Annotated in this window: 15 protein-coding genes; 6 read left to right on the top strand and 9 right to left on the bottom strand. The window is 63.7% G+C overall.

What is annotated here, in order from left to right; genetic code table 11:
- Window positions 1-24: 24 nt before the first annotated feature.
- Window positions 25-630: an alpha-ketoglutarate-dependent dioxygenase AlkB gene (locus CK220_RS15640; RefSeq protein ID WP_095812385.1), complete on the bottom strand. Its 606-nt coding sequence runs from the start codon at window positions 628-630 to the stop codon at window positions 25-27.
- 115 nt (window positions 631-745) lie between these two features.
- On the opposite strand from CK220_RS15640, the gene CK220_RS15635 reads away from it, so the two are divergent.
- The 4 genes from CK220_RS15635 (at window position 746) to CK220_RS15620 (ending at window position 5,372) form a co-directional block, all read left to right on the top strand.
- Entirely contained in the window at window positions 746-961 is a 216-nt protein-coding gene (locus tag CK220_RS15635; RefSeq protein WP_095812447.1) for a KTSC domain-containing protein, read from the top strand.
- Window positions 962-1,435: 474 nt separating this feature from the next.
- Window positions 1,436-2,269: an S-formylglutathione hydrolase gene (gene fghA / locus CK220_RS15630; protein WP_095812384.1), complete on the top strand. Its 834-nt coding sequence runs from the start codon at window positions 1,436-1,438 to the stop codon at window positions 2,267-2,269.
- A gap of 251 nt (window positions 2,270-2,520) precedes the next feature.
- The gene (locus CK220_RS15625; RefSeq protein ID WP_095812383.1) at window positions 2,521-5,070 is read left to right on the top strand and encodes a caspase family protein; all 2,550 of its coding nucleotides are present in this window, start codon (window positions 2,521-2,523) and stop codon (window positions 5,068-5,070) included.
- 95 nt (window positions 5,071-5,165) lie between these two features.
- A complete protein-coding gene (locus tag CK220_RS15620; RefSeq protein ID WP_245429225.1) occupies window positions 5,166-5,372 on the top strand; it encodes a hypothetical protein in 207 nt (68 codons plus the stop codon).
- Window positions 5,373-5,426: 54 nt separating this feature from the next.
- On the opposite strand, the gene CK220_RS15615 is transcribed toward CK220_RS15620, so the two are convergent.
- A protein-coding gene (locus tag CK220_RS15615; protein ID WP_095812381.1) for an IS5 family transposase occupies window positions 5,427-6,195 on the bottom strand; the annotation gives its coding sequence in 2 pieces (ribosomal slippage) (window positions 5,427-5,984 and window positions 5,986-6,195; 768 coding nt in all).
- Between the two features lie 356 nt (window positions 6,196-6,551).
- On the opposite strand from CK220_RS15615, the gene CK220_RS15610 reads away from it, so the two are divergent.
- Window positions 6,552-7,193: a peroxiredoxin-like family protein gene (locus CK220_RS15610; protein WP_095812380.1), complete on the top strand. Its 642-nt coding sequence runs from the start codon at window positions 6,552-6,554 to the stop codon at window positions 7,191-7,193.
- Between the two features lie 276 nt (window positions 7,194-7,469).
- On the opposite strand, the gene CK220_RS15605 is transcribed toward CK220_RS15610, so the two are convergent.
- Complete coding sequence (locus CK220_RS15605; protein ID WP_245429223.1) at window positions 7,470-7,967, bottom strand: hypothetical protein; 498 nt, start codon at window positions 7,965-7,967, stop codon at window positions 7,470-7,472.
- A gap of 242 nt (window positions 7,968-8,209) precedes the next feature.
- Here CK220_RS15605 and CK220_RS15600 point away from each other — a divergent pair, with 242 nt between their 5' ends.
- Window positions 8,210-8,743, top strand: coding sequence for an OmpA family protein (locus CK220_RS15600; protein WP_176479106.1), 534 nt, complete (start codon window positions 8,210-8,212; stop codon window positions 8,741-8,743).
- 92 nt (window positions 8,744-8,835) lie between these two features.
- On the opposite strand, the gene CK220_RS15595 is transcribed toward CK220_RS15600, so the two are convergent.
- The 6 genes from CK220_RS15595 to tssM all read right to left on the bottom strand — a co-directional run bounded on the left by CK220_RS15595 (window position 8,836) and on the right by tssM (window position 20,605).
- Window positions 8,836-10,434, bottom strand: coding sequence for a caspase family protein (locus CK220_RS15595; RefSeq protein ID WP_095812378.1), 1,599 nt, complete (start codon window positions 10,432-10,434; stop codon window positions 8,836-8,838).
- A gap of 229 nt (window positions 10,435-10,663) precedes the next feature.
- Window positions 10,664-13,093: a M23 family metallopeptidase gene (locus tag CK220_RS15590; RefSeq protein WP_095812377.1), complete on the bottom strand. Its 2,430-nt coding sequence runs from the start codon at window positions 13,091-13,093 to the stop codon at window positions 10,664-10,666.
- Window positions 13,090-13,500 (bottom strand): DUF1036 domain-containing protein, encoded by a 411-nt coding sequence (locus tag CK220_RS15585; RefSeq protein WP_095812445.1) that lies wholly within the window; start codon window positions 13,498-13,500, stop codon window positions 13,090-13,092. The genes CK220_RS15590 and CK220_RS15585 overlap by 4 nt, the downstream gene beginning before the upstream one ends.
- A 101-nt stretch (window positions 13,501-13,601) precedes the next feature.
- Window positions 13,602-16,151 carry a serine/threonine-protein kinase gene (locus CK220_RS15580; protein WP_095812376.1) on the bottom strand — a complete coding sequence of 850 codons (2,550 nt, stop codon included), beginning with the start codon at window positions 16,149-16,151 and terminating at the stop codon, window positions 13,602-13,604.
- A gap of 5 nt (window positions 16,152-16,156) precedes the next feature.
- A complete protein-coding gene (locus tag CK220_RS15575; protein WP_095812375.1) occupies window positions 16,157-16,921 on the bottom strand; it encodes a protein phosphatase 2C domain-containing protein in 765 nt (254 codons plus the stop codon).
- 153 nt (window positions 16,922-17,074) lie between these two features.
- Window positions 17,075-20,605, bottom strand: a complete 3,531-nt coding sequence (gene tssM, locus CK220_RS15570) for a type VI secretion system membrane subunit TssM (RefSeq protein WP_176479100.1) — start codon at window positions 20,603-20,605, stop codon at window positions 17,075-17,077.
- Between the last annotated feature and the right edge of the window lie 14 nt (window positions 20,606-20,619).

The raw sequence follows: 20,619 nt of genomic DNA, 5'->3' as shown, positions 1-20,619 counted from the left end.
TCCGGGCTCGCAGAGGCGCGCCACTTACAGCTTGGGCCGCAACGTCCGAAATGTGACGGAGTAGCGGTGCTCCGCGAGTGGCGGAATGCTGTGCTCCCATTCGTTGCGCGCCGGACCGGCCATGAGATAGGCGGATCTCGGCTCGACCTCGATCGTCTGCCGGTCCCATGTCGCACCGTTCCTGCGGCGCAGCCGAAAACTGCAGGATGCCAGCAGGGAGACGCCTGCGACGAGGTCGAAATGGGGCTTGTCGCGATGCCAGCCGATGCCGGCGCCACGCCGGTACTCGTTGATCAGCACTTGCGAGAACTCCGATGCGGGCCGACCGGCGAAGTCGGCGACCTTGTCGCGAAGCGGCAGCAGGAAGTCGGGTATGGCCGGTGCTTCCACGACCTCGCGGCGATCGTAGTCGTAACGCAGCCCGAAGCCGACAACCTGCCTGTTGGCAAGATGGCCGTGAAAGTCGAAGGGCTTGAACGGCAGACCTTCGATGTGGCGGACCAACTCTCTTTCTTCGGCGCGCGTGATCAGCTCCGGCCGGTAGCGGAATCCTGCCGGCAGGCTGTTTGGGACACCGAAAAGATCCACTTGGCGGACTTGCGCCGCGGCCCTCGATTTCGTTGACGGCATGAACCCTCAGATAGGCAATTCGGCGGGTCTCGCAAGGCCCTGGTCCGTCGGCACCCGGTGCGACGGAACCCATGACAGCTCCAGGAATTACGCGTTGGCCAACAGGGCGTTCGTCATGCCTTTCACTGCCATCCGGAACACCTATTACGACCCGGCGCCGAAGATCCTTTCGGTATGGTTCGTCCCGAGCGGCGACCGCTATGACTATCAGCAGGTTGAGCCCGAGACCTACGCGGCATTCAAGGCTGCTCGGTCCAAGGGCCGGTTCTTCAACGAGTTCGTGCGCGACCGATACAGCTTCCATCTGGTGGAGCACGGACCGCGGCATTGAACCAAAGCCCCCACCCCCATGCCCTGCTCGAAACCTCCCCTCCTGTCGTTGGGCAGGGCCTGGTAGCCTTGGTTGCAAACTCGCAATCAGCTACGGTTCGGCAACTGGAGCACCGGTGTGACTTCGATCGGTTGGTGGGAGCTTGCGCCGCGCCGCTGCGCACCGCCAGGTTGAAGTCAACCTCGCTGACGCGAAACGTTCCTCTGCTGTCCCGGCGTGCTCTGCCGCCAGCTTCCATCGGCGCCGTCACAGTCTCGTGAGATCGCCTCGGAACGTCTTGGCATTCCGATCGACAAGGTGACTGTCGACATGGGCGACAGCAGCCTGGCGGTTGACTAGCCATTGGAGAAGAAAATGTCCCTCGTTCCGTGGCTCGATCGCGCGTCTGCGTCGCTTTGACAAGGCGCTAAGGTTGCGAGCGCGCGGTCCGGCAGGTATGTCGGACCGGACATCCCCGGCGAGAAGGCAGAACCGATGAACGTCCTTTCCACGTCCAAGTCGCATGGCGGCATCCAAGGCGTCTATTCGCACGCGTCGGAAGTCTGCGCTTGCGACATGACCTTTGCCGTCTTCGTGCCGCCCAAGGCCAAGGACGGGCCGTTGCCGGTTCTGTGGTATCTGTCGGGGCTCACCTGCACCCATGCCAATGTCATGGATAAGGGCGAATACCGCCGCCTGGCGGCCGAGCTTGGGCTCGTCCTCGTCTGCCCAGACACGAGCCCGCGCGGCCCGGATGTTCCCGATGAGAAAGACAATTGGCAGTTCGGCTGCGGCGCCGGCTTCTACGTCGACGCGACGCAAGCGCCCTATGCAAAAAACTATCGCATGTACTCCTACGTCACCGAGGAATTGCCGGCGCTTATTGCCGCGAATTTCTCGGTCGACATGTCGCGCCAGTCGATCTTCGGCCATTCGATGGGCGGGCACGGGGCGCTGATCATCGCACTGAAGAACCCGGAGCGCTTCCGCAGCTGCTCGGCTTTCGCGCCGATCGTGCAGCCGACGACGGCGGGCTGGTCGCGGCCGGCGCTCGAGAAATATCTCGGGCCGGACGAGAAGAGCTGGCGCGCCTATGACGCCACGCTGCTGATCGAGGACGGCCATCGTTACGGCGAACTGCTCGTCGACCAGGGCAGCGCCGACGGCTTCCTCCATGATGGCCTGCGCCCGTGGCTGCTCGAAGAAGCGTGCAAAAAGGCCGGCATCGCGCTGACGCTGCGCATGCAGGAAGGCTACGATCACTCCTACAATTTCATCTCGACCTTCATGGACGACCATTTGAAGTGGCATGCGGCGCGGCTGGCATAAGCAGCGCAAACGCCGGCAGCCCTTAAGCTGAAGTTGGATGGCCGCGACGCAATCCGGCGATCCAGCGCGTCTTCTCATTGCGGTGTATATGTGTCTGGGGTATTTTAGCACCTGATTGGATGAGACGCATGCCCGCTGTCGTTATGCATGCGGTCTGCTCTGGTCCCGGCAGATTGTGAACTCTTTAACAGACCTCGGCGCCGCAAGCTGCGTTCCTGTGGCCGACAGGTCATAGCAGTTAAGGATTTGCCATGCTGCGATGCTGCGCGTTCCTTGCAGCCCTGGTTCTCGTGAGCTTCACGGCGTTCGAAGCTCATGCGGAGCGCCGGGTTGCCTTTGTCATCGGCAATTCCGAATACCGCGACATCCCGGCACTTAAGAATCCGGACAAGGATGCCGAGGATGTGTCGAGCACATTCCGACTGGCCGGCTTCGACGTGTTCGTCGCCAAGGATCTCACCAAGCTTCAGTTCGAGGAGCAGTTCCGCAACTATCTCGCCGCGGCGGACGGTGCGGATCTCGCCGTCGTATATTATTCCGGCCATGGCTTTCAGATCGGCGGCGAGAATTTCCTCATCCCGGTGGATGCGTCGCTGAAAGGTGCGGCCGACATCGAGGTCCAGGCGATCAAGCTCGACGACGTGCTGGAGCAGCTGCGGGCGAAATCGAAGATCCAGGTGATCATTCTCGATGCCTGCCGCAACAATCCATTCCCGCGCAAGGATTACTGGTTGCGAGACCAGCTGATTGCCGCGGGCGGCACTGGGCTTGCGCAGGTGAAGAGCTCGCTGAACACGCTGATTGCCTTCGCCACCGAGCCCGGAGCCGTCGCCTATGACGGCAGCGGTGCCCTCAGCCCGTTCTCGTCCGCCTTTTCCCGCCGCGCGCTGGCGCCCAACCAGGAGATCCGCACGGTGATGGCGGCCGTTCGCCGCGACGTAGTCAAAGCCACCGACGGCAAGCAGGTCCCTTGGGAGAATTCCTCGCTGATTGACGAGGTGGTGCTGATGCGCCGCGCCAGTCGACCGGCGTTGCCGCCGGTGCTGGAAAAGGTCGTGCCGTCGGGCGTCGGACCGGTGGCGCTGGACCTGCCGGAGCCGGTCGATGTCGATGGCGGCGCTGTCACCGTCAGCATCGAAAGGCCGCCGGCGCTTGGACGCCTGACGCTGGACGGCAAGCCTGTGGCAATTGGCCAGCCGATAGCGGGCAAGGATCTGCCGCGCCTTAAGATGGACGTGCCGAAAGGATCCGGCGCGCAGGAAGAGGTCGACATGCTGGCCTATGCCGCGCATGACAATTGGGGCGGTCAATCCCAGGGTATCCTGGTGTTTCGGGTCAAGAATGGGAACGCCGCCGAAGGGCAGCAGCTGATGGCTTCGCTCGAGGCCGAGCAGAAGCAGCAGGTGCTGGAGCGCGGCATTCACATCACCGGCGCCGCCGAGGCGATCGAGAACCGCGACATAAACGTCCCGGTCGGTGTCGGCCCGGTGCCGCTGAAGCTCGAGTTCCCGACCAATGATCCCGCCGTCAGCCTGAAGCTCGCGAGCTATCCGGCAACGGGAACGCTGTCGCTGCCGGACCGCACCTTGTCTCCCGATTCAAGTCTGATGGCCGATGAGGTCGACCATTTGCGCTACGAACCCCAGATCGGCGCCGTCAAGCCGCTGAGCGTCGGCTTCGAAATCAGGGCCGACAATGCGTCGTCAAAGCCGGCGACGATGAAGCTGTCGCCAAGCGTCGACCCCTGCGACAGGGAGGCCGGCGAGCCTCTCGACCTGCAGGGCGTTGTCCCGGGCCTGCTGCCGAACGAAATCAGCAGCAACGCCGTGGATGTCTGCCGGGCAGCGGTGAAAGCCTATCCCGACGTCGCCCGCTTCCGCTACCAGCTCGGGCGTGCGCTGCTTGTTGTCGGCAAGGTCGAGGAGGCCAAGAAGGCGATCCAGGAAGCTGCCGACAGGGGGCATGTCCGGGCGGTGTTCGAGCTTGGCTATCTGAATGCAACGGGAACGGGGATGCCCACCAACCGCAAGCAGGCCAACGCCTTCTATGCAGCGGCATCCGACAAGGGCGACCCCTACGGGATGACGTCATGGGGCCGCGCCCTGTTCAATGGCTATGGTGTCGAGCGTGACACCGGCAAAGGGCTCGACCTCCTGCTCAAGGCGGCGGCAATGGGCCATACCTACGCGATGAACGACCTCGCCGCGATTTTTACGGAAGGTCGTAACGGCGTGCCTGCCGATCCGGCTCGCGCCGTGGCCTTCCTGAAAGCGGGCGTCGAACGGCAGGACATGTATTCGATGAACCTGCTCGGCCGAAACTATCTCGCCGGCACTGGGGTTGAGAAGGATCCCAAGAGCGCGCTCGAACTCTTCCAGAAATCCATGGATCTCGGCCAACCCTTCGCTCCGGGCAGCTTGGCGCGCATGTACAGGGACGGTGTCGGTGTGCAGCAGGACCTTGCTGAGGCGCAACGCCTGTTCGAGCTGGCGACCGACCGCGGTGATCAGTCGGCCGCATATGATCGCGCGGCTCTGGAACTGCAGCGGGGCGAGAAGGCGGACCAGTCTCTCGCCGTACGTTACCTTGCTTTCGCGGCCGCGCTCGATGTTCGCAACGAAATTCCAGATGCCAAGGCCACGCTGGCGAAGTTCGGAGCCAAAGCGAAAACGGCGGCCCTGAAACAGTTGCGTGGGGAACTCAAGTCAAAGATTTCGGCGGACGGCTCGTTGGACGTTCAACTGGTCAAGACGGCCAGGGCGGTCTGGGAACAAGCCAATCCGCGTCGGGACTTGTTCTGATCAACAAGGAGGCAATGGTGGGCAGGGCATCGAAACTGGCAATTATCGCAACATTCCTAACCGGAGTTCTGGCTGTCGCGGGGTGCACCGCCGTGATGCCCAAGGTCGAACCGGAGCCGACGACGAAGCAAAAAGTCGTTCGCACAACGACCACGCCAAAGGTGATCAAGCAGAAGAAGGTCACCGCGAAGACACCGATCGAACCGGCGGAGGTAACAACTGAAGCTCCGCCTCCTGTCATTCCAGCGATGGGCGGAGGCAGTGGCGGCAACAGTGGTGGTGGCGGCGGCTGGGGAGGTTGACCCAAAGAGGCGCAAGGCGGCTGCAAGTGATCGCCGACATTTGAGCAGGCTTGGCTAGGTCGTAGACTCATAAGCGCGTAGCCATAGCCGCACTGAGGCGAGTTGGACCATCGCGAGGAAGTTGGCCGCGAGCTTATCGTAGCGGGTGGCGACGCGGCGGAAGTGCTTCAGCTTGGAGAAGAAGCGTTCAATCAGGTTGCGCTCACGGTAGAGCCGCTTGCTGAAGCAGGGTTTCCATCGCCGGTTGCTCTTGGGTGAAATGTTTGGTGTTGCGCCCTGATCCTCAATAAGCTCCCGGATGCGGTCGGCGTCGTATGCCTTGTCTGCCAGCACTATGGTGCGCGAGCCAAGATGGTCGAGGAGAAAGTCGGCGATCTTCCCATCGTGCGCTTGGCCTGCCGTCAGCCCAAGCCGGATCGGGAGTCCTCGCGCGTCGACGACGACATGGATCTTGGTCGTGAGCCCGCCGCGCGATCGACCCAGACAATGATCTCGATCCCCGGTTTTCGCGGTTGCGGCTTGTTGGTGGGCGCGAACGGAAGTGCTGTCGATCATCTGGATATTGCCATCGTACGAGCTTTTGATGGCGTCTATCAGCCGCTCCCACACCGCCTGCCCTTCGCCATCGCGTAAAGCGATTGTAGCAGGTGGTGCCTGGGCCATAGCGCTCGGGCAGGTCACACCAAGGCGCGCCGGATCGCAACACCCAGAAAATGCCATTCAGCACGCGACGATCATCCACACGAGGCACGCCCCTAGGCTTGTTCGGGAGGAGCGGCTCGATGATGCGCCATTCGAATTCAGTCAGGTCATACCGGCTCATGCCAAAATCATGAATCAGGGCGTGGGCGAATGTGGAAGCCTTAGGTCGGTTCTCGACCCGTTGACGACCTTGGGCGTTGCAGACTTGAACCTCCAAATCGAGGTCGGGAACCTGACCTTCAGCGCAAGAGCGTTCGGGAGTGCGCTCGCGTGAGGTCATTCACCACATTTGGCGGCGACCGCAGATGCTTTTTCGTGTTATGATGGGCTTGCAACGCGCGTAATCTCGACCTCGCAATATGGCAGAGGTCGAAAGCTATTGCCTTGGCACAGGAAGCTTTCGCCCCAGCACTTGATCGCCTCCGAAACGCTGGGTGTGCTGCTTTCCCTGACTCACCCGGGGCGAGGAGGTCGTCCATGTCCACGAGTAGTGTTGACCGCCCGCTGCAGCCGGGCGACCGGGCACCGAATGTTGTGCTCAATGCGATCTCACGCGAAGGCAAGATCGCGCTCGATGATTTTCAAGGCCGTAGCCCGTTGTTGATCGGTTTGTTCCGAGGCCTGCACTGTCCGTTCTGCCGGCGCCATGTCGCGGCGATGGCGCAACTCAAGCCGGCCCTGCGTGAGAAAGGCGTCGAATGCCTGGCGGTGGTCAATACGCCGGTCGAGCGGGCGCGGCTCTATTTCCGTTACCACCCGGCACCCGATCTTCTCGCCGCATCCGACCCGGAGCGGGCCTCGCACCGTGCTTTCGGCTTGCGCGAGGTCGGGATGGATACGGTCATGGCGATACGGATCCATCTCCCGGGCGAGTTGCCCAAGCCTATGGACGTCATGGCAATGGACGAGTTTCTTAATAAGAAGGAAGGATATGAGATGACGGAAGCCGATCAGCAGGCGATGGCTTCCGGCTCGGGGCAGCTTGTCGGTCAGTTCCTAATCGACCGGGCGGGCATCGTACGCTGGAACTTCACTGAAGTTCTGGAGGATGGCCTCAACACCTTCAGAGCGCCGAATCCCGAAGAATTGATGTCGGCAGCTTCCCAAGTTGCACATTAATAGGCTGCGGAAATGGGCTGCTGAAAACTCGCTCGACGGCCACCGTCTTTGGATTTAACAATCATCGAAATGCTCAGCGCGGGAGGCTAAGAGTCTGCCCGTGGGCTTCGTAGCGATTTCGATTCAACGGTCTGCGGACCGCCCCGATGCTAGAGTGAGCAAGCCGCATAGGCGGCGCGACGTCCGCTCCTTCCCGCAATCACGTCGTTCCGACAGGGGCGCGCGTACGGCAAGTTTCCACCCATTCGAGACGTTGTCCGTTTACGGGTTCACGACCTAGTAAGCGTCGGCCGAGTGCTGCTGCGTCTCCATTTCCGCCATCTCGATGCCCATTTCGACGAAGGCTGAAAGCACGGCAAACCGGTCCGCCAGCGACACCCGGGCAAGGCCTGCCAGAATGCCCGCGCTGACGGCATGGGCCGTCGGAAACCCGGCTGTCGCCTGGTCGATGGCCGAGCCGCCGTCGCGCCAGCCTGCTGCCAAAGCGATCCAGGAGACAGGCGTCGCGGGCGGCACCTCCACGGCCTGGGCAACCGCCTCGCGATGGTCGGGATTGCCGGGTTCGCCGACCCAGTCGCCGACGAGCGCCAGCAATTCGAGGTCCCGGTCGCCGAGGAGTTCGGCAAGGTTGCTCAGGCACTCATGCGCCCACCAGATCGCGGCCCGCTCGGGCAGCAGATAGGCGCAGAAGGTGAGTGCCTCCTCCGGGACACGCCCGGCGAGCAGCGCGCGGCAAAACTCGATCGACGGCTGGTCGGTCGGGACCGCTTTCATATCCCGGGCGATGGCGGGACAAGCGCTGAAGAGATCCCGCGCCGTCCTGAACCGGAGCCCGTTGGCCATGGCTGCCACGCCCTTACTTGGAATAGAGATACTGAAGCCCCCGCGGAGGCGCTGGTCAAGCGTTAGCGTAGCAAATGGCAGCGGCTTCCAGCGTGTGTTTGTTCACAGACAATCGGCGCGAGATTTGCTATTGTCGGCCGCAGCGAGATCCGCTCAAACAGGGAGTAATGGTCATGCGGTGGGCCAGTTCAGCCTTTGCATTGGCGGCCGTGCTTTTTTCGACGCACGTTTCCGCTGATCCGCTTCAGAAATCCGAAGACATCGTGAAGTTCTTCACCGGCGCGGGCAATCTCGGGGCGACGCGCGGCATCTGCGTCGGCACCGAAGAAGAGTGCAAGAGCAAGAACGACAAGAACGCGGCCCCCACAAAAACCGGCCTCGATATGATGATCAATTTTGCGCTGGATTCCGCCCAGCTCGACCAGACCGCGCGCACCGAGCTCGACGAGTTCGCCAAGGCACTGAAAGACAACCGGCTGAGTTCGTTCAGCTTCGTTGTCGAAGGCCACACCGATGCTTCGGGTTCGGATCGCTACAACCAGGACCTGTCGCAGCGCAGGGCGAAATCGGTTGCCGCATTCCTGACCGCGAACGGCGTACAGTCCACCCGGCTCGAAGCGATTGGTCTGGGCAAGTCGCACCCGCGCGTCGCCAATCCCTACGATCCGGTCAACCGCCGGGTCGAGATGCGGATCAGGACGGAATAGAGGCGCCGGGCGGCGTCGGTCGCCCACCGTACACGGCAAACAACGGGAGACCGGTCCCAATGGGACAGGTCTCCCGTTTTTGCGTGAAACGGCTAATTTTTGTGAAGCGCACCGCCCACCGCGATGCCGGTGCCGAAGATCAGCGCCTTGGTCAGGAAGTCGTTGTCGTCGTTCGGCGGCGGGGCATCGTCGCGAACCACGGTCTCGCTCTCGCGCCGCCTCTGGACGACCTGCTGCTTCTTGCGCGGCTTTTGCGCTACCGGCTTCAACGTGCGGGTCTGCTGCACCGCCTGCTTCTTGGGCTGCCCGGCGCGGGCCTGGTCGGCGGCATGCTTGGCGCGGACCGCATCCATCATCGGGTCGGTCTGGATCAGCAGGAACGCCAACTGCTCGCGTGTCAGATAGGTGGTCTGCGGCAGGCCGTTCTTGCCCTGCCAGACGCTGATCGCTTGGCGCGTCTTCGGGCCGATGTTGCCGTCGACCTGGCCAAGCTCGTTGCCCAGCGCCTCGATGCGCAGCTGCAGGTCGATGCGGCCGTCATGATCGAGCCCGATCGCGCCTTCCGTCAGCTCCGTGCCTGGCGTCTGCTTCATCTCGTCGGTGATGCCGACCGAGGTGCGCACGGCCGAGCCGGGATTGGCGTTCGCCGCGTTCGTATCGAGGGCCGCGACCTGCTTGCTGGCATTCGGATCCTTCAGCTGATCGATGTTGAGCTTGGCCACCGTCGCGAAGCGGCCATTCGGGAACTGATCGAGATAGGCCTCGTAGAACGGAATGGCGTTCTTTTTCGAGGCCTCGTCCCACAGGCGCTGCTCGACTTCCCAGGCAGGCGGTTCGCTGGCCACCAGAGCAGGCGCCGCCGTCGTCTTGGCTGCAGGCGCGGCTGGTTGCGCCGCGGGCTTACCGAGGAAGACCTCGCGTCCCAGCGATGCATTGTGCCAGGGACGCTGACGGCCTTGCGTGGCCTCAGTCACCTCGCCGCGCACACGCGTCAGCGCGCTCTGGATCTCGACGCCGGGCTCGGTCAGGTGCTTGGCCAAAGCCAGCGAGTAGGGGCTGTCGAAGCCGTTGCCGTCGAAGGCGATGGCGCCGGGGTCTGTCGCATAGGCGATGAGCACGCCGCCGGTGCCTACGCCGTCCGCTTTCGCTTCGACTGGCGCAAGGCCGGCGCCGAGCGAGCGGCTCTTGGGCAGCGAAGCGGCTAGCGTCCTTGCCAGCGGATTGTCGCGGCAGGCATCTAGGATGATGACGCCGACGGCGGGATCGGGCGGCAGCGCCGCCATGAATTCGTCGATCTGCACGGTGCGGGTCTTGAGATAGGCCGGCGACGTCAGCTCGGCGTCGACGGGGATGAGGTAGTTCTTGCCGTCGACCTGCATGCCGTGGCCGGCATAGAAGATCACGGCGAGCTCGGCATTGTAGGATTCCTCTGTGAAGCGGCTGATCAGGCTGTGCATGCCTTGATTGTCCTGGTCGACGCCTTCGATTACGTCGAAGCCGGCATTGCGCAGCGTCGATGCGATGAGCTGCGCGTCGTTGGCTGGATTGGGCAAAGGCACGGCGTTGACATATTTGCTGTTGCCGATGACCAGCGCGACGCGCTTGGCGGCGTCTGGCGGGGCAGCCTGCGCGCTGAACGCGGCAAGGACAAACAGGATAAATCCACTCACAAGGACGGCGAACGCTTTCATGGATCAGCCCTCCGCCCCATCGGGGCGCGTTATCGGTGTCTGCGCATGCTAAATTCCGCTCGCGACAAAGTCGCTTCTGCCAAAAATGGCTTCTGGACGTATGTGATCCCGGCCACAGTTTTGGTTCACAAAAAACTTTGCAACCACGCGCTAATATACCATTCACAGGTAGGGAAACCAAACAGCTTGGCCCGTCGAGCGCGATATGTGGTGGGGTTGAAACCGGGGGTTAACCAGGCCCGAGCGTAGTTTGAATCGAATTGACCAGAGCCGTTATCGCCTGCTTGTATTTCTCGAACTCCGGCGATGTCTGCCGGACCTGGGTCGTGGTCGTCTGCTGGTTCTGATCGGACGCCAAGCGGGTCACCTTCTGACCCATTTTCCGTTCCGCCCAGTCGATGACGTAGCTGGTGGTCTTGCCGGTAAGGAAAGGGTTCGCCTGGATCACGGCGGACCCGAGCACTGCGCTCAATTGCGCCGAGCCGGGCGCCGCCAGCACCTGGGCGGCGCCTTCCATGCCCAGGAAATGGCAGAGATAGAGCCGTCCGGCGGTAATCTGATGGCCGCGTGCGCGAAGATAGGCTTCGCCCTCACGCGCCAGGTTGCGCACCATCTCGCGCGACAGCGTCGCGTCGTAACGGAGTGCGAGCAGGTCGGCGGTCGATAGCGACCGGGCGAGATCCGGCCGGTAGGTGTTCATCATCCGGATCCAGGTCTTGGTGATGAACTGGCCGGCGCCGGTCGCCGAGGAAAGCGGATTCTTGGCTCGCGCGCTGCCGCCGCTTTCGACATGGACGATGCGGTCGGTTAGCGTCTCGACGGCAGGATCGCCCGAGCCGCCGCCGGAGCCACCGGAAGCATAGGTGGCGACTGTGGTGACCGTACCCAGCGGATCGATCGCCTGGCCGCTCTGGTAGAGCTCGAAATGCAGATGCGGGCCGGTCGAAAGTCCGGTGGTGCCGATATAGCCGATGACGTCGCCGGCGTTCACCTTGGTGCCGACGCCGATTGCGATGGCGAATTTCTGCATATGCGCGTAGCGCGTCTCGCGCCCGTTGGCATGCGTAATCTTCACCAGATTGCCGTAGCTGCCGCCATCGCCCTGGAAAGTGATTTCGCCGTCGAAGGCGGCCATGATCGGCGTGCCGACCGGAGCGGCCCAGTCGACGCCCTTATGGATGCGAACGGTGCCCAGGATCGGGTGCTTGCGCGGGCCGAAGGTCGAGGTCATCACCCCGCTCACCGGCGTGACCATGCCGTTGGTGACGTTGAGAGAACGAACCTCGTCATTGCCCGTCACGCACGCATACTGGCCGTCGCTCTGCTGGAAGACGAAACAGTCGAGTGTCTTCTCCGTGCCCTGAACGCCGACATAGAGGACCCGTCCGGAGATCTCGCCCTGGCCGCGCGGCGTCTGCGAGTAGATCAGCACCAGCCGCTGGTCCTCGCTGGCGAAGGCGTCGAGATCCTGCCCCCGCGACAGATACATGATCGCCTCCCCGATCACGCTGGTCGGAACTTTGTTGCGCGCGGCCGTTGAATAGATCGCATCGAGCAGGCGATATTGGCGCTTGGGGCCGCCTTCGTCGGATGCGCCTGAATAGTTGAACAGGTCCTCCCGCACCCACGGATCGACACCCGACACGAACGCGCCCGCAGCATTGCGCGTCAGCGTGCCGACATAGACGTTCCTGGCGTAGATCGAGACCTGCATGAGCGACATGGTGGTGGTCTCGCGGTTCGGCCTGAACCCGCGCATGGCCACGACAAAGCCCGCCCCCAGCCCATCGCGGTTGAACAGCGTCTTCAGCGCTTCGCCCGCCAGCTTCGCGTCATCGGCAGAGAAATGCGCATCGGCGACGACGCTGTCCAGGCTGCGGTCGTTGAGGATTTTTACGAAGGTGTCCTCGGTCGCGTCGAAGCGCTGGTATTCGCTGGTGACGGTCGCAACGGTCGTGTTGTTCTCGATTTGGGTCTTCTTGAAAGCGGGAAGGGCGGCCTCGCCCTGGTCGACGGTCTCGCCCCAGCCCGCCTCTGGATCATCGGCGTCCGCCTTGGGCGCTGAACTGGCAGGGGCTTCGCTTTCGTCGGGTGCCGCCTGAAGGTCGTTCTCAAGATCGCCTTGCTGGTCGTCGGCTGCAACCGGTGCGGGCGGGGCAGCTTGCTGATCGGTTCCCCTCGCTGGAGGTTTGGTCACGGTCTGCCGCTGCGCCTGGAAGAAGGCGAAATCCTCTTGCGTCGAGGGGATCGTCGTCATGAATTTTTCGCTGGCGCTCAGCATCACGTCGGACAGGATTTCGATCTGCGGCGAGGCGCCGGAACTGTCGAGCTCGGCCGGGCGCGCGACAGTCTTGCCCTTCGTTGCCGTGTCGGCGTCGGGCGCCAGCGTGATCCACATCGGATCTCCGGCGAGGTCGATGATCGCCGGCACATAGACCGAAGCATCGGGCGGCACGTCTTCCATTCCCTCGACCGGATGCAGTTCCTCGTCCTCGTCGCCGAAGGACCAGTAATCGCGTGTGAGGTAGAAACCCGTGGCTGCCGAGACGAAGACGAGTGCCGCGACGCCGGAAAAAACCCAGCGCAAGAGCTGGCGTCGCCGCTCGGCCAGGCGCGCCTCCTTTTTCAACTTGAAGCTCGTGTCGATGCTGTGCGTCACGGGCTGTTCCCGGTCAGGAAATAGGTCCAGCGCACCTGCTCCTGCGTGTCGACCTCGACGAAGCGCGCGGCGATATGGCCGCGCTGCCAGCATTCGTCGATGCCGCGGATCGAGAAGCGGCGCCGGTCGATGCACATATCGATCGATCCGGTGAGGATCGCATGGCCGAAGACGTCCGTGGCGTAGATGTAGATGTAGCGGTTGGTCAGCTCCTCGCGGATGACGTTGACGCATTGGTTGGCGCCGATCGTCCACCAACCGTCGGTCTGGTCGGCATCGTCGACCTTCTGTCCGACGGCGAGATTGATGACGTCGAGCGTCTGGTTGCAGACGGTGAATTCGGCGTGTGCCTTGTTGACGGACAGGACGGAGAGCAACGCGGTGCCGGCAAGCGCAGCAAGCTTCATGCGGCCCATGCGATCGGCAACAGACCGGATCGGTCCGCGCTCCTTGCGTGACTGGGACAGGGTGGAAGAGAGCAGGCGGCAGAGAACCATCGGCGTCCGCGCTATCCGCCAAGCCGGAAATACTTGGCGGTGGCCGAAAATCCGGAATCGTCCGCCTGGATCTCCTTAAGGATCTTGGGCAGCACTTCCGAGGCGGGCGTCGGGCCGGCGAACATCGCGGCCTGGACGTCCCGTGGCCCGGTGATCACCAGGATGACCTGCGGCAAAGCCTTGCCGGTCGCCTTGTCGTCAGCGGCGAGATCGATGGCGATTTTGAAGGTCGCCCTGTCCGGCTGCGCGACCATGCGGCTGTCGAGGTTGAAGGCGGTGCCATTGTGGTTGACCAGCAACACGCTAGAGATGAGCCCCCCGCGCGTCACTAGGGTGCCGCTGATTGGTGATCCGTCGGGCACCGATGTCCGGTCGAGCACGAGCTGCGGTCGTTCAGCCTCGCTACCGTCGAGAATGTGCAGGAAGGTGGGTACGCCGCATTGTGATGGGGTAATCAGGCGCACGCTGATGTCCGGCTCGACGTTGAACCTGGACTGGAACGCACCGAGCAGTTGCTCGAAAGGCTGCACGGCCGTTCCGAATCCCTCGATCGCTGCGGATGTGCCCGTTGCCGATGTCAGGGTCGCGTAGAAGCAATTGCCGCCGCTGAAGTCGCGCACCCAGGAGGCGCGCTGAGCCAACTCGTCGGTTTTGTTTGCCGGCGGCGGAACCTGGGGCTTTGGCAGATTGATTGCGACGTCGGTATTTTGAGATGGCTTGTTGGCCAGCGGTGGCTGCGGCAGTGGTGCCGGTTGTGTGGTCGAGACTTTCGGCCTTGCCGGCTGAGCGGCCGCGTCGGGCGCTGTCGGCTGGCGCGGAGTCGAAGCCGGTGCCTGGTTTTGGTTTTGCGTAACCTGGGGCGCCGGCGTCTTCGACTTCGACAACTTGGACAGAGCGTCGACGAGGTCGGATGCGCTGGGTTTCGTCGCAGGCGGCTTTGCTTCCGGCGCAGGAGTGGCTTCCGCTGTCGGGCTCGACGGCGTTTGGTTTTCCGCTGCCTTCGGCAGGGGTGCCGGCGATTTCTCGACCGACGACTGGGCCGGTTCGGCCTCCGCTGGCTGCGAGGCTTGCGCCTGGTTGTTTTTGGCCGGGCTCTCCGAAAGGGCAGGCGGTGTCGGCTGGGTTTCCTGCTCGGTCTCTACCTCCGCCTTTTTCTGGACGGTTTTGTCCTGCGATTGCGGCAGAGCCGGAGCGGCAGGCTTCGCCGGCTCCACGCTGGCAGAGTTGTCGGCCTTCGGTGCTTCCGGCTGCGGTTCGGCCGGCGCTTGCGGCCGAGGTTGCGGTGCCTCTGGCTGGGGCTTCGATGCCTCCGGTGCCGGCTTGGGCGTTTGCGCTACGGGTTTTGCCGCCGGCTTCGGCGTAAGAGGCTCAGGCTTTTCCACGGCGGGCGGAGGCGCCAACGCGCCGCCGAAATAGACGCCGGCCGCCGCCAGGATTGCCAGTACCGCGACGCCGCCTGCTAAGGCCGGAATCCGCGAAGGCTTTCGCTCGGCAGGTCGGTTTGACGCACTGGCCGGAGCGGCCGCCGGTGCAGGCCTCGGTTGCGACAGGTGCGCAGGCCGTACATGCGGAACGAAACGCGGTTCGTCGGGGACAGCAGAAGCCGGGGGACTGGTGTTTGGCAACGCCGTCCAGCCGGCGCGCGGCAAGCCCGATCTTTCGCGCGGAGCAAACGATCCGGGCGGCGGCAAGGTCGCGTCGAGATCGTCGTCGCGCGTTGCCCTGGCGATCTCGGCCATGCTGGCGGGCCGGTCTTGAGGATCCGGCTGCAACATCGCTTCAAGGAGGTCGCGGAAATCGGGATCGATGTCCGACAGGTCCGGCACCGTGCGGCGCTTCTCGACGACCTCATATTGCGAACCGCTCATGTCGAGCGGCTTTCCGCGCAGCGCGGCGGCCAGCACCAGTCCGAGGCTGTAGATATCGGATTGCTCGCTGACCTCGCCACCATAGAGGCCAAGCTGTTCGGGAGACACGTAATTGTATTTGCCGGCGAATTTTCCGCCGATCAGCGTCTCGCCGCCGACATTCGCCGAGCGCGCGATGCCGAAGTCGATGATCTTGGCGCGCTCGACCCGGCCGCCCGGCAGGATGATGTTGTCGGGCGAGAGGTCGCGGTGGACCGCGCCGGCCTGATGCACAGCGCTCAGGCCCGAGGCGAGGCGATGGCAAAGCCGGCGCACGTCCGGCGGCGCCATCGGGCCGCGCCGCATGACATCGAACAGCGACTGGCCGTCGACGAACTCCATCGCCAGGTAGGGGCGGCCGATGCCCGGATCGATGGTGAAGACGTGGTATCGCACCACCGCGTCATGCGACAAATGGTTGAGGATCGAGGCTTCCTTGCGGAACAGGGAGAGTATCGTCTGGTCGCGCGCGAACTCGGGCAGCACGATCTTGATCGCGACATGGTCGCCGGTCTGGATATTGTGGCCGCGATAGACCTCGCCCATGCCGCCGGACGCGATGCGCTCGTCGAGCTCGTAAATGCCGCTGAGCTGCGTCCCGACGCCGGTATATGCAAGGTTCGGCGAAATCCGGGTCCTGTCGTCGTCGCTCATCTGTCTCAGCCCCTGGACCGATCTGCATGGAGCGGTCCGTTGCCCCCGTCGCCGATCCTGACCAGCACGATGGTGACATTGTCCGTTCCGCCGCGCGCCAGCACCGTCTCCAGCAGCTTCTCGCACGCTGCTTGCGGCGCCACGGATTTGACCGCGGCTTCGATCTCCGCGTCGCTGACATGCGCGGTCAGCCCGTCGGTACTCAATACGAAGATATCCCCCGGCATCAGCTCGCCTTGCTGGAAATCGATCTCGAGCTCGTCGCTGACCCCAACGGCGTGGGTGATCACGTTGCGGCGCGGCCAGGTGAGCGCTTCCTCCGCGCTGATCATGCCGCGGTCTAGCAGCTCCTGGACTTCGGTATGATCCCTGGAAATCTGCGAGATCGTGCCGCCGCGCACCAGATAGATGCGGCTGTCGCCGGCCCACAGGCCCGCGAACCGTCCGTCCATGGCGAGCAAGGCGGCGAAGGTCGATCCGATGGTGATCCCGCGCGAACGCGATATGTTGCGGATCTCGGCATTGGCGCGGCTCAGCCTATCCTCGAAGCGCGCGCGCAGGTCCGGCGCCGAGCTGGCAATGCCGATCGTCGCCAGATGGTCGACGATGCTGGCGGAGGCGACTTCGCCGGCCTCATGACCGCCCATTCCGTCGGCCACCACCCAAAGGCCGGCTTGCTGCTCGACCAGATAGTTGTCCTCGTTGTGGTCGCGCACACAGCCTTTGTGGCTGACGCCGAAGCTCTCAATGGGAAGGGCGACAGTGCTCAATTTGCCACCAAGCGCTTCGCGAGCGTCCTCTGTGACGAACCATGGGCCGCGTGCCCAGGCCAGTTTGCCACAAGCGCATACATTAGAGTATCGAAATGAAGGCGAGAGACGGTGCTGCTCGGGAACGATCCGATCGACCATGACGGCGCCATCTCAAAACGCCTTCGGACAGTTGAACCCGGACAGTGCCGGCAGCAGCAAGGGATTGGCTCCAGAGCCGGTCTCCATCTTGTAAGCGACGTCGCGTCCGCCGATCACGAAGCGGGCTTCGGCGCCGCTGCCGTTGCTGGTGACGCTCGCCTTGTCCAGCAGGCGCTTCAGGGCCCATGACCCTTCGAATTCGAGGGCGGACACGCGGCCGGGCATTTCCGGCGCCAGGCTGAGGCTCGCGGATCCGGAAGCGCCGCCGCCCGGCCATGTCACCGTGCTCGGCGCATTGCCGGCCTGCGTGCTTTGCACCGTCTGCCCATCTATGTTGAGCACCGCGCTATCGACCTCGCTGTTCAGCGAGGAGGGCGTAAAGGTGATCGAGACCGACGGCGCCGAACCGCCGGAGGGGAAGAAGGCGCTGCGGATTTCCGCGGCCGACTGGAACGCCTTCAAGGTCGATTTGGCGAGGTCGCGGCCGGAGCGGGCTTCCTGCTTCCAGGTCCAGTCCTGGCCTGTCATGTCGATCAGAGGCGCCAGGTTCTGCGCAAAGAACCGGTCCATCAGGCCGCCCGGTGCGAACAGCTTGGCGAAATCGGCAAGAGAGATTTCCTCGCTGCCGTCGCCGGCAAAGGGATAACGGCCGTTGACGGCTTCCTCGCAGGGGCGCGTGACCGTCTCGTCGAGCATCTGGTTGAGGTTGGCTACGGAAGTCTCGGCGACATTACCCTCGAACTCGTCTGCCGCCGCGTCGACCATGCGCGCGAGCTGCTTGGGCAGGCGCGAGGCATTGGCGCGCATCGTCGAAATCTGCAGCTTCAGGTTCGCGTTGACGCGCTCCGTCTGCGCGGGGGCATCTGCTGCCAGCTTCACGCTCTGATAGATGTCGTGGAAGTTTTGCGTCAGCGCGTCGAGCGGGCGGCGACCGCTGGAGCCGCTCACCAGCGCTTGGAACGGCCTGAACTGCGCCTCCACGGTGGCGCCGGCATTCTGCGTGGCGGACGAGCTTGCCCCGGCGCGGCTCTGCGACTTACCGCCGGCGATCTGCAGACCGATGCGGGCGAGACCCTTGGCCATAACAGCCGGGTCCTGCTGCGCCGCTCCGGTGTCGCCTGCAGAGGCGGCGCTGTCTTTTGTCAGCGCGGTTTCCTCGGCGATCGCCGTGAATAGCCGGTCCAGCGGCGAGTCCGGCGAGGCGGCGGCGGAGAGCGCGATATATTGCGGCTTATCCTTCAGCATCGCCTTGAATTTCAGTTGGCCGAGCGCGCCGTTCCAGGCGGAAGCGAACTCCTTGCCGTAGCTGTCGATGAGCTCGGGGCCGAGCCTGGGCAGGTCCTGATCGATGCTGCCCTGCTCGCCGCCGCCGCCGAGAACCCATTGGTCATCGACCAGCATTTGCGCGATGCGCGAGAGCTGCGGCAGGTAAAAGCCGTTGAAACCCGCCTTGGTGTAGAGGCCGGGAACGCCAAGGTCGGCGAGCTCGCCGCCGTCCATGCGTTCGAACAGCAGCTGCGCTTCCGGACCGGCTTTGGCGGCAACGAAAAAGTCCTGGAGCCTTGCCGCGTATACCGCCGACCTGATCAGCGCCGACGCGCGATCGGCAAGGCTCATGCGTCCGAGCGAGCGTTGCGCTGCCTCGACCAGCGGCTGGTTCAGCTCGAAGACCGGGTCGTAGGCATCGTCGAGCGCCAGCATGGCGCGCAGATGCTTTTCGAGCTGCGCGCGGCCTTCGCGATTGTTCTCGCCGGGGTAGCGGTTTCCCTCCCAATCCTGCTTCATCCAGGAGACGATCAGCTCGTCGTCGACCTTGGGCGCCTTGCCGCCCAGCATCAGATAGATCTTCAATGGTTCGTAGAGCGCGATCGGGTCGGCCATCTTGGCCTGGATCGTGCGCTCCGCCTGAACCAGCAGACGGGAGCGGAAGCTTCGCTCGAGCGCCTGCCGATAGGCGGTTTTGGACGCCGACAGAAGTCTCTCCCGCTGGCTGAGCCCGAAACTCTCCTCGATCGGCTTGGTTTGGCCAGCGGTCTCATATCCCGCCGGCAGGTTGCGCAGTTGATCGAGCGGGCCGATGACGTTCTCGAGGTCGACATCGGTAACGGTCGTGCTCCTGAGCAGCGAATCCGCGCTGTCGCGATACTGCGCCATCGCCTGTCTCGTGGAGCCGATCAGCGACTTGTTGGCTAAGTAGCTGAGGCCCAGCACTCCGAGCGCTGCAAAAGCCGCCAATGCGATCGCGGCGAGGCTGCCAAATCTGGCGAGCCTGGCGCGCCGCTCCGCTGTCCTGTCGAACGAGACCCAGCCGGCTTCGGGGAAGATCACCTTCGCCAGAAGGTCGTGCAGAAAGAAGCTCTTGCCGGTGCCGGAAAGATGCGCCTGCGAAGCGCTGCCGAAATTGCGGCCGATCGCGCCCAGAACCTGATCGATCGGTGTTCCTTCCTGCGTGCCCGACGAGAAATAGAGGCCGCGCAGGCTGACATTCACCTGGACCCGCGAGGCATCGAACAGGCTGGTGACGAACCGCACGACGCGGGTTCGCAGCGCGGCGAACTGGGCCGGGAAGCCGAAGATCGCGATGCGCGCCACCGGATCGGCCTCGTCCTGCAGACGGTCGGCGATCTCGTCCGCCAGTTGCCTGGCCAGCGCGTCGAACTCGGCCTGGGTTTCACCGACCATGTTCCTGTTGCGGTCGGTGGTCTGGAACGTCGCGCCCCAGACCTTGCGCCGCCGGGCCTCGTCGAAATCGCCGAAATAGTCCATGAAGCCGGCAACGAGGTCCGCTTTGGTGAAGAGCAGGTAGACCGGGAACTGGATCTTCAGCGTCTCGTGCAGCTCCCGCAGCCGGCTTCTTATCTCGGTGACATGCGCATCGAGCTGCTGGTCGTCGAATCCGATCAGATCGGCGACGCTGATGGCGAGGATCACGCCGTTGATCGGCTGCCGCGGTCGGTACTTCTTGAGCAGTCCAAGGAAGGCGAGCCAGCTCGCCTTGTCGCGCTCGGCATCCGAATCCTGCGTCGTGTAGCGGCCGGCCGTATCGATCAGCACGGCATCCTCGGTGAACCACCAGTCACAGGACCGCGTGCCGCCGACCCCGGCCAGCGGCTGGGCATTGCCGGAGCCGGCAAGCGGAAATTTCAGCCCCGAATTGACCAACGCCGTCGTCTTGCCGGCGCCCGGCGGGCCGATGATGATGTACCAGGGGATCTCATAGAGGAAGTTGCGCCTGCCGCTCGACTGCTTGAGGGTCGCGATGGCTTCGCTCATGCGCGCTTCGAGCACTTGTGAATCGTCGTTGCGGTCGTCGCTGCGTACGATGCCCGTTTCAAGCGCCTTCTGCGCCTTGCGCGCTTGCCAGAAGCGGATGCCGTAGAAGAGCGCAAGCAGCGCGACGGCCACGCCGATGATGGTTGCCCGGAGCCAGACCGGTGCGAGCGGACGTGTATCGGCATACCGGATCAGCGGCCCGGCATACCAAATTGCCGCCGAGAAACCGGCAAGCGCGAGCAGGCTGAACAGCCGCAGCACCCAGCGCATCAGTGCCGCTCCCC

This window comes from Mesorhizobium sp. WSM3860, from assembly GCF_002294995.1.
Classification (GTDB): Bacteria; Pseudomonadota; Alphaproteobacteria; order Rhizobiales; family Rhizobiaceae; genus Mesorhizobium.
The sequence above is the reverse complement of the archived record's forward strand: the minus strand, read 5'-3'. Positions and strand labels throughout refer to the sequence as shown.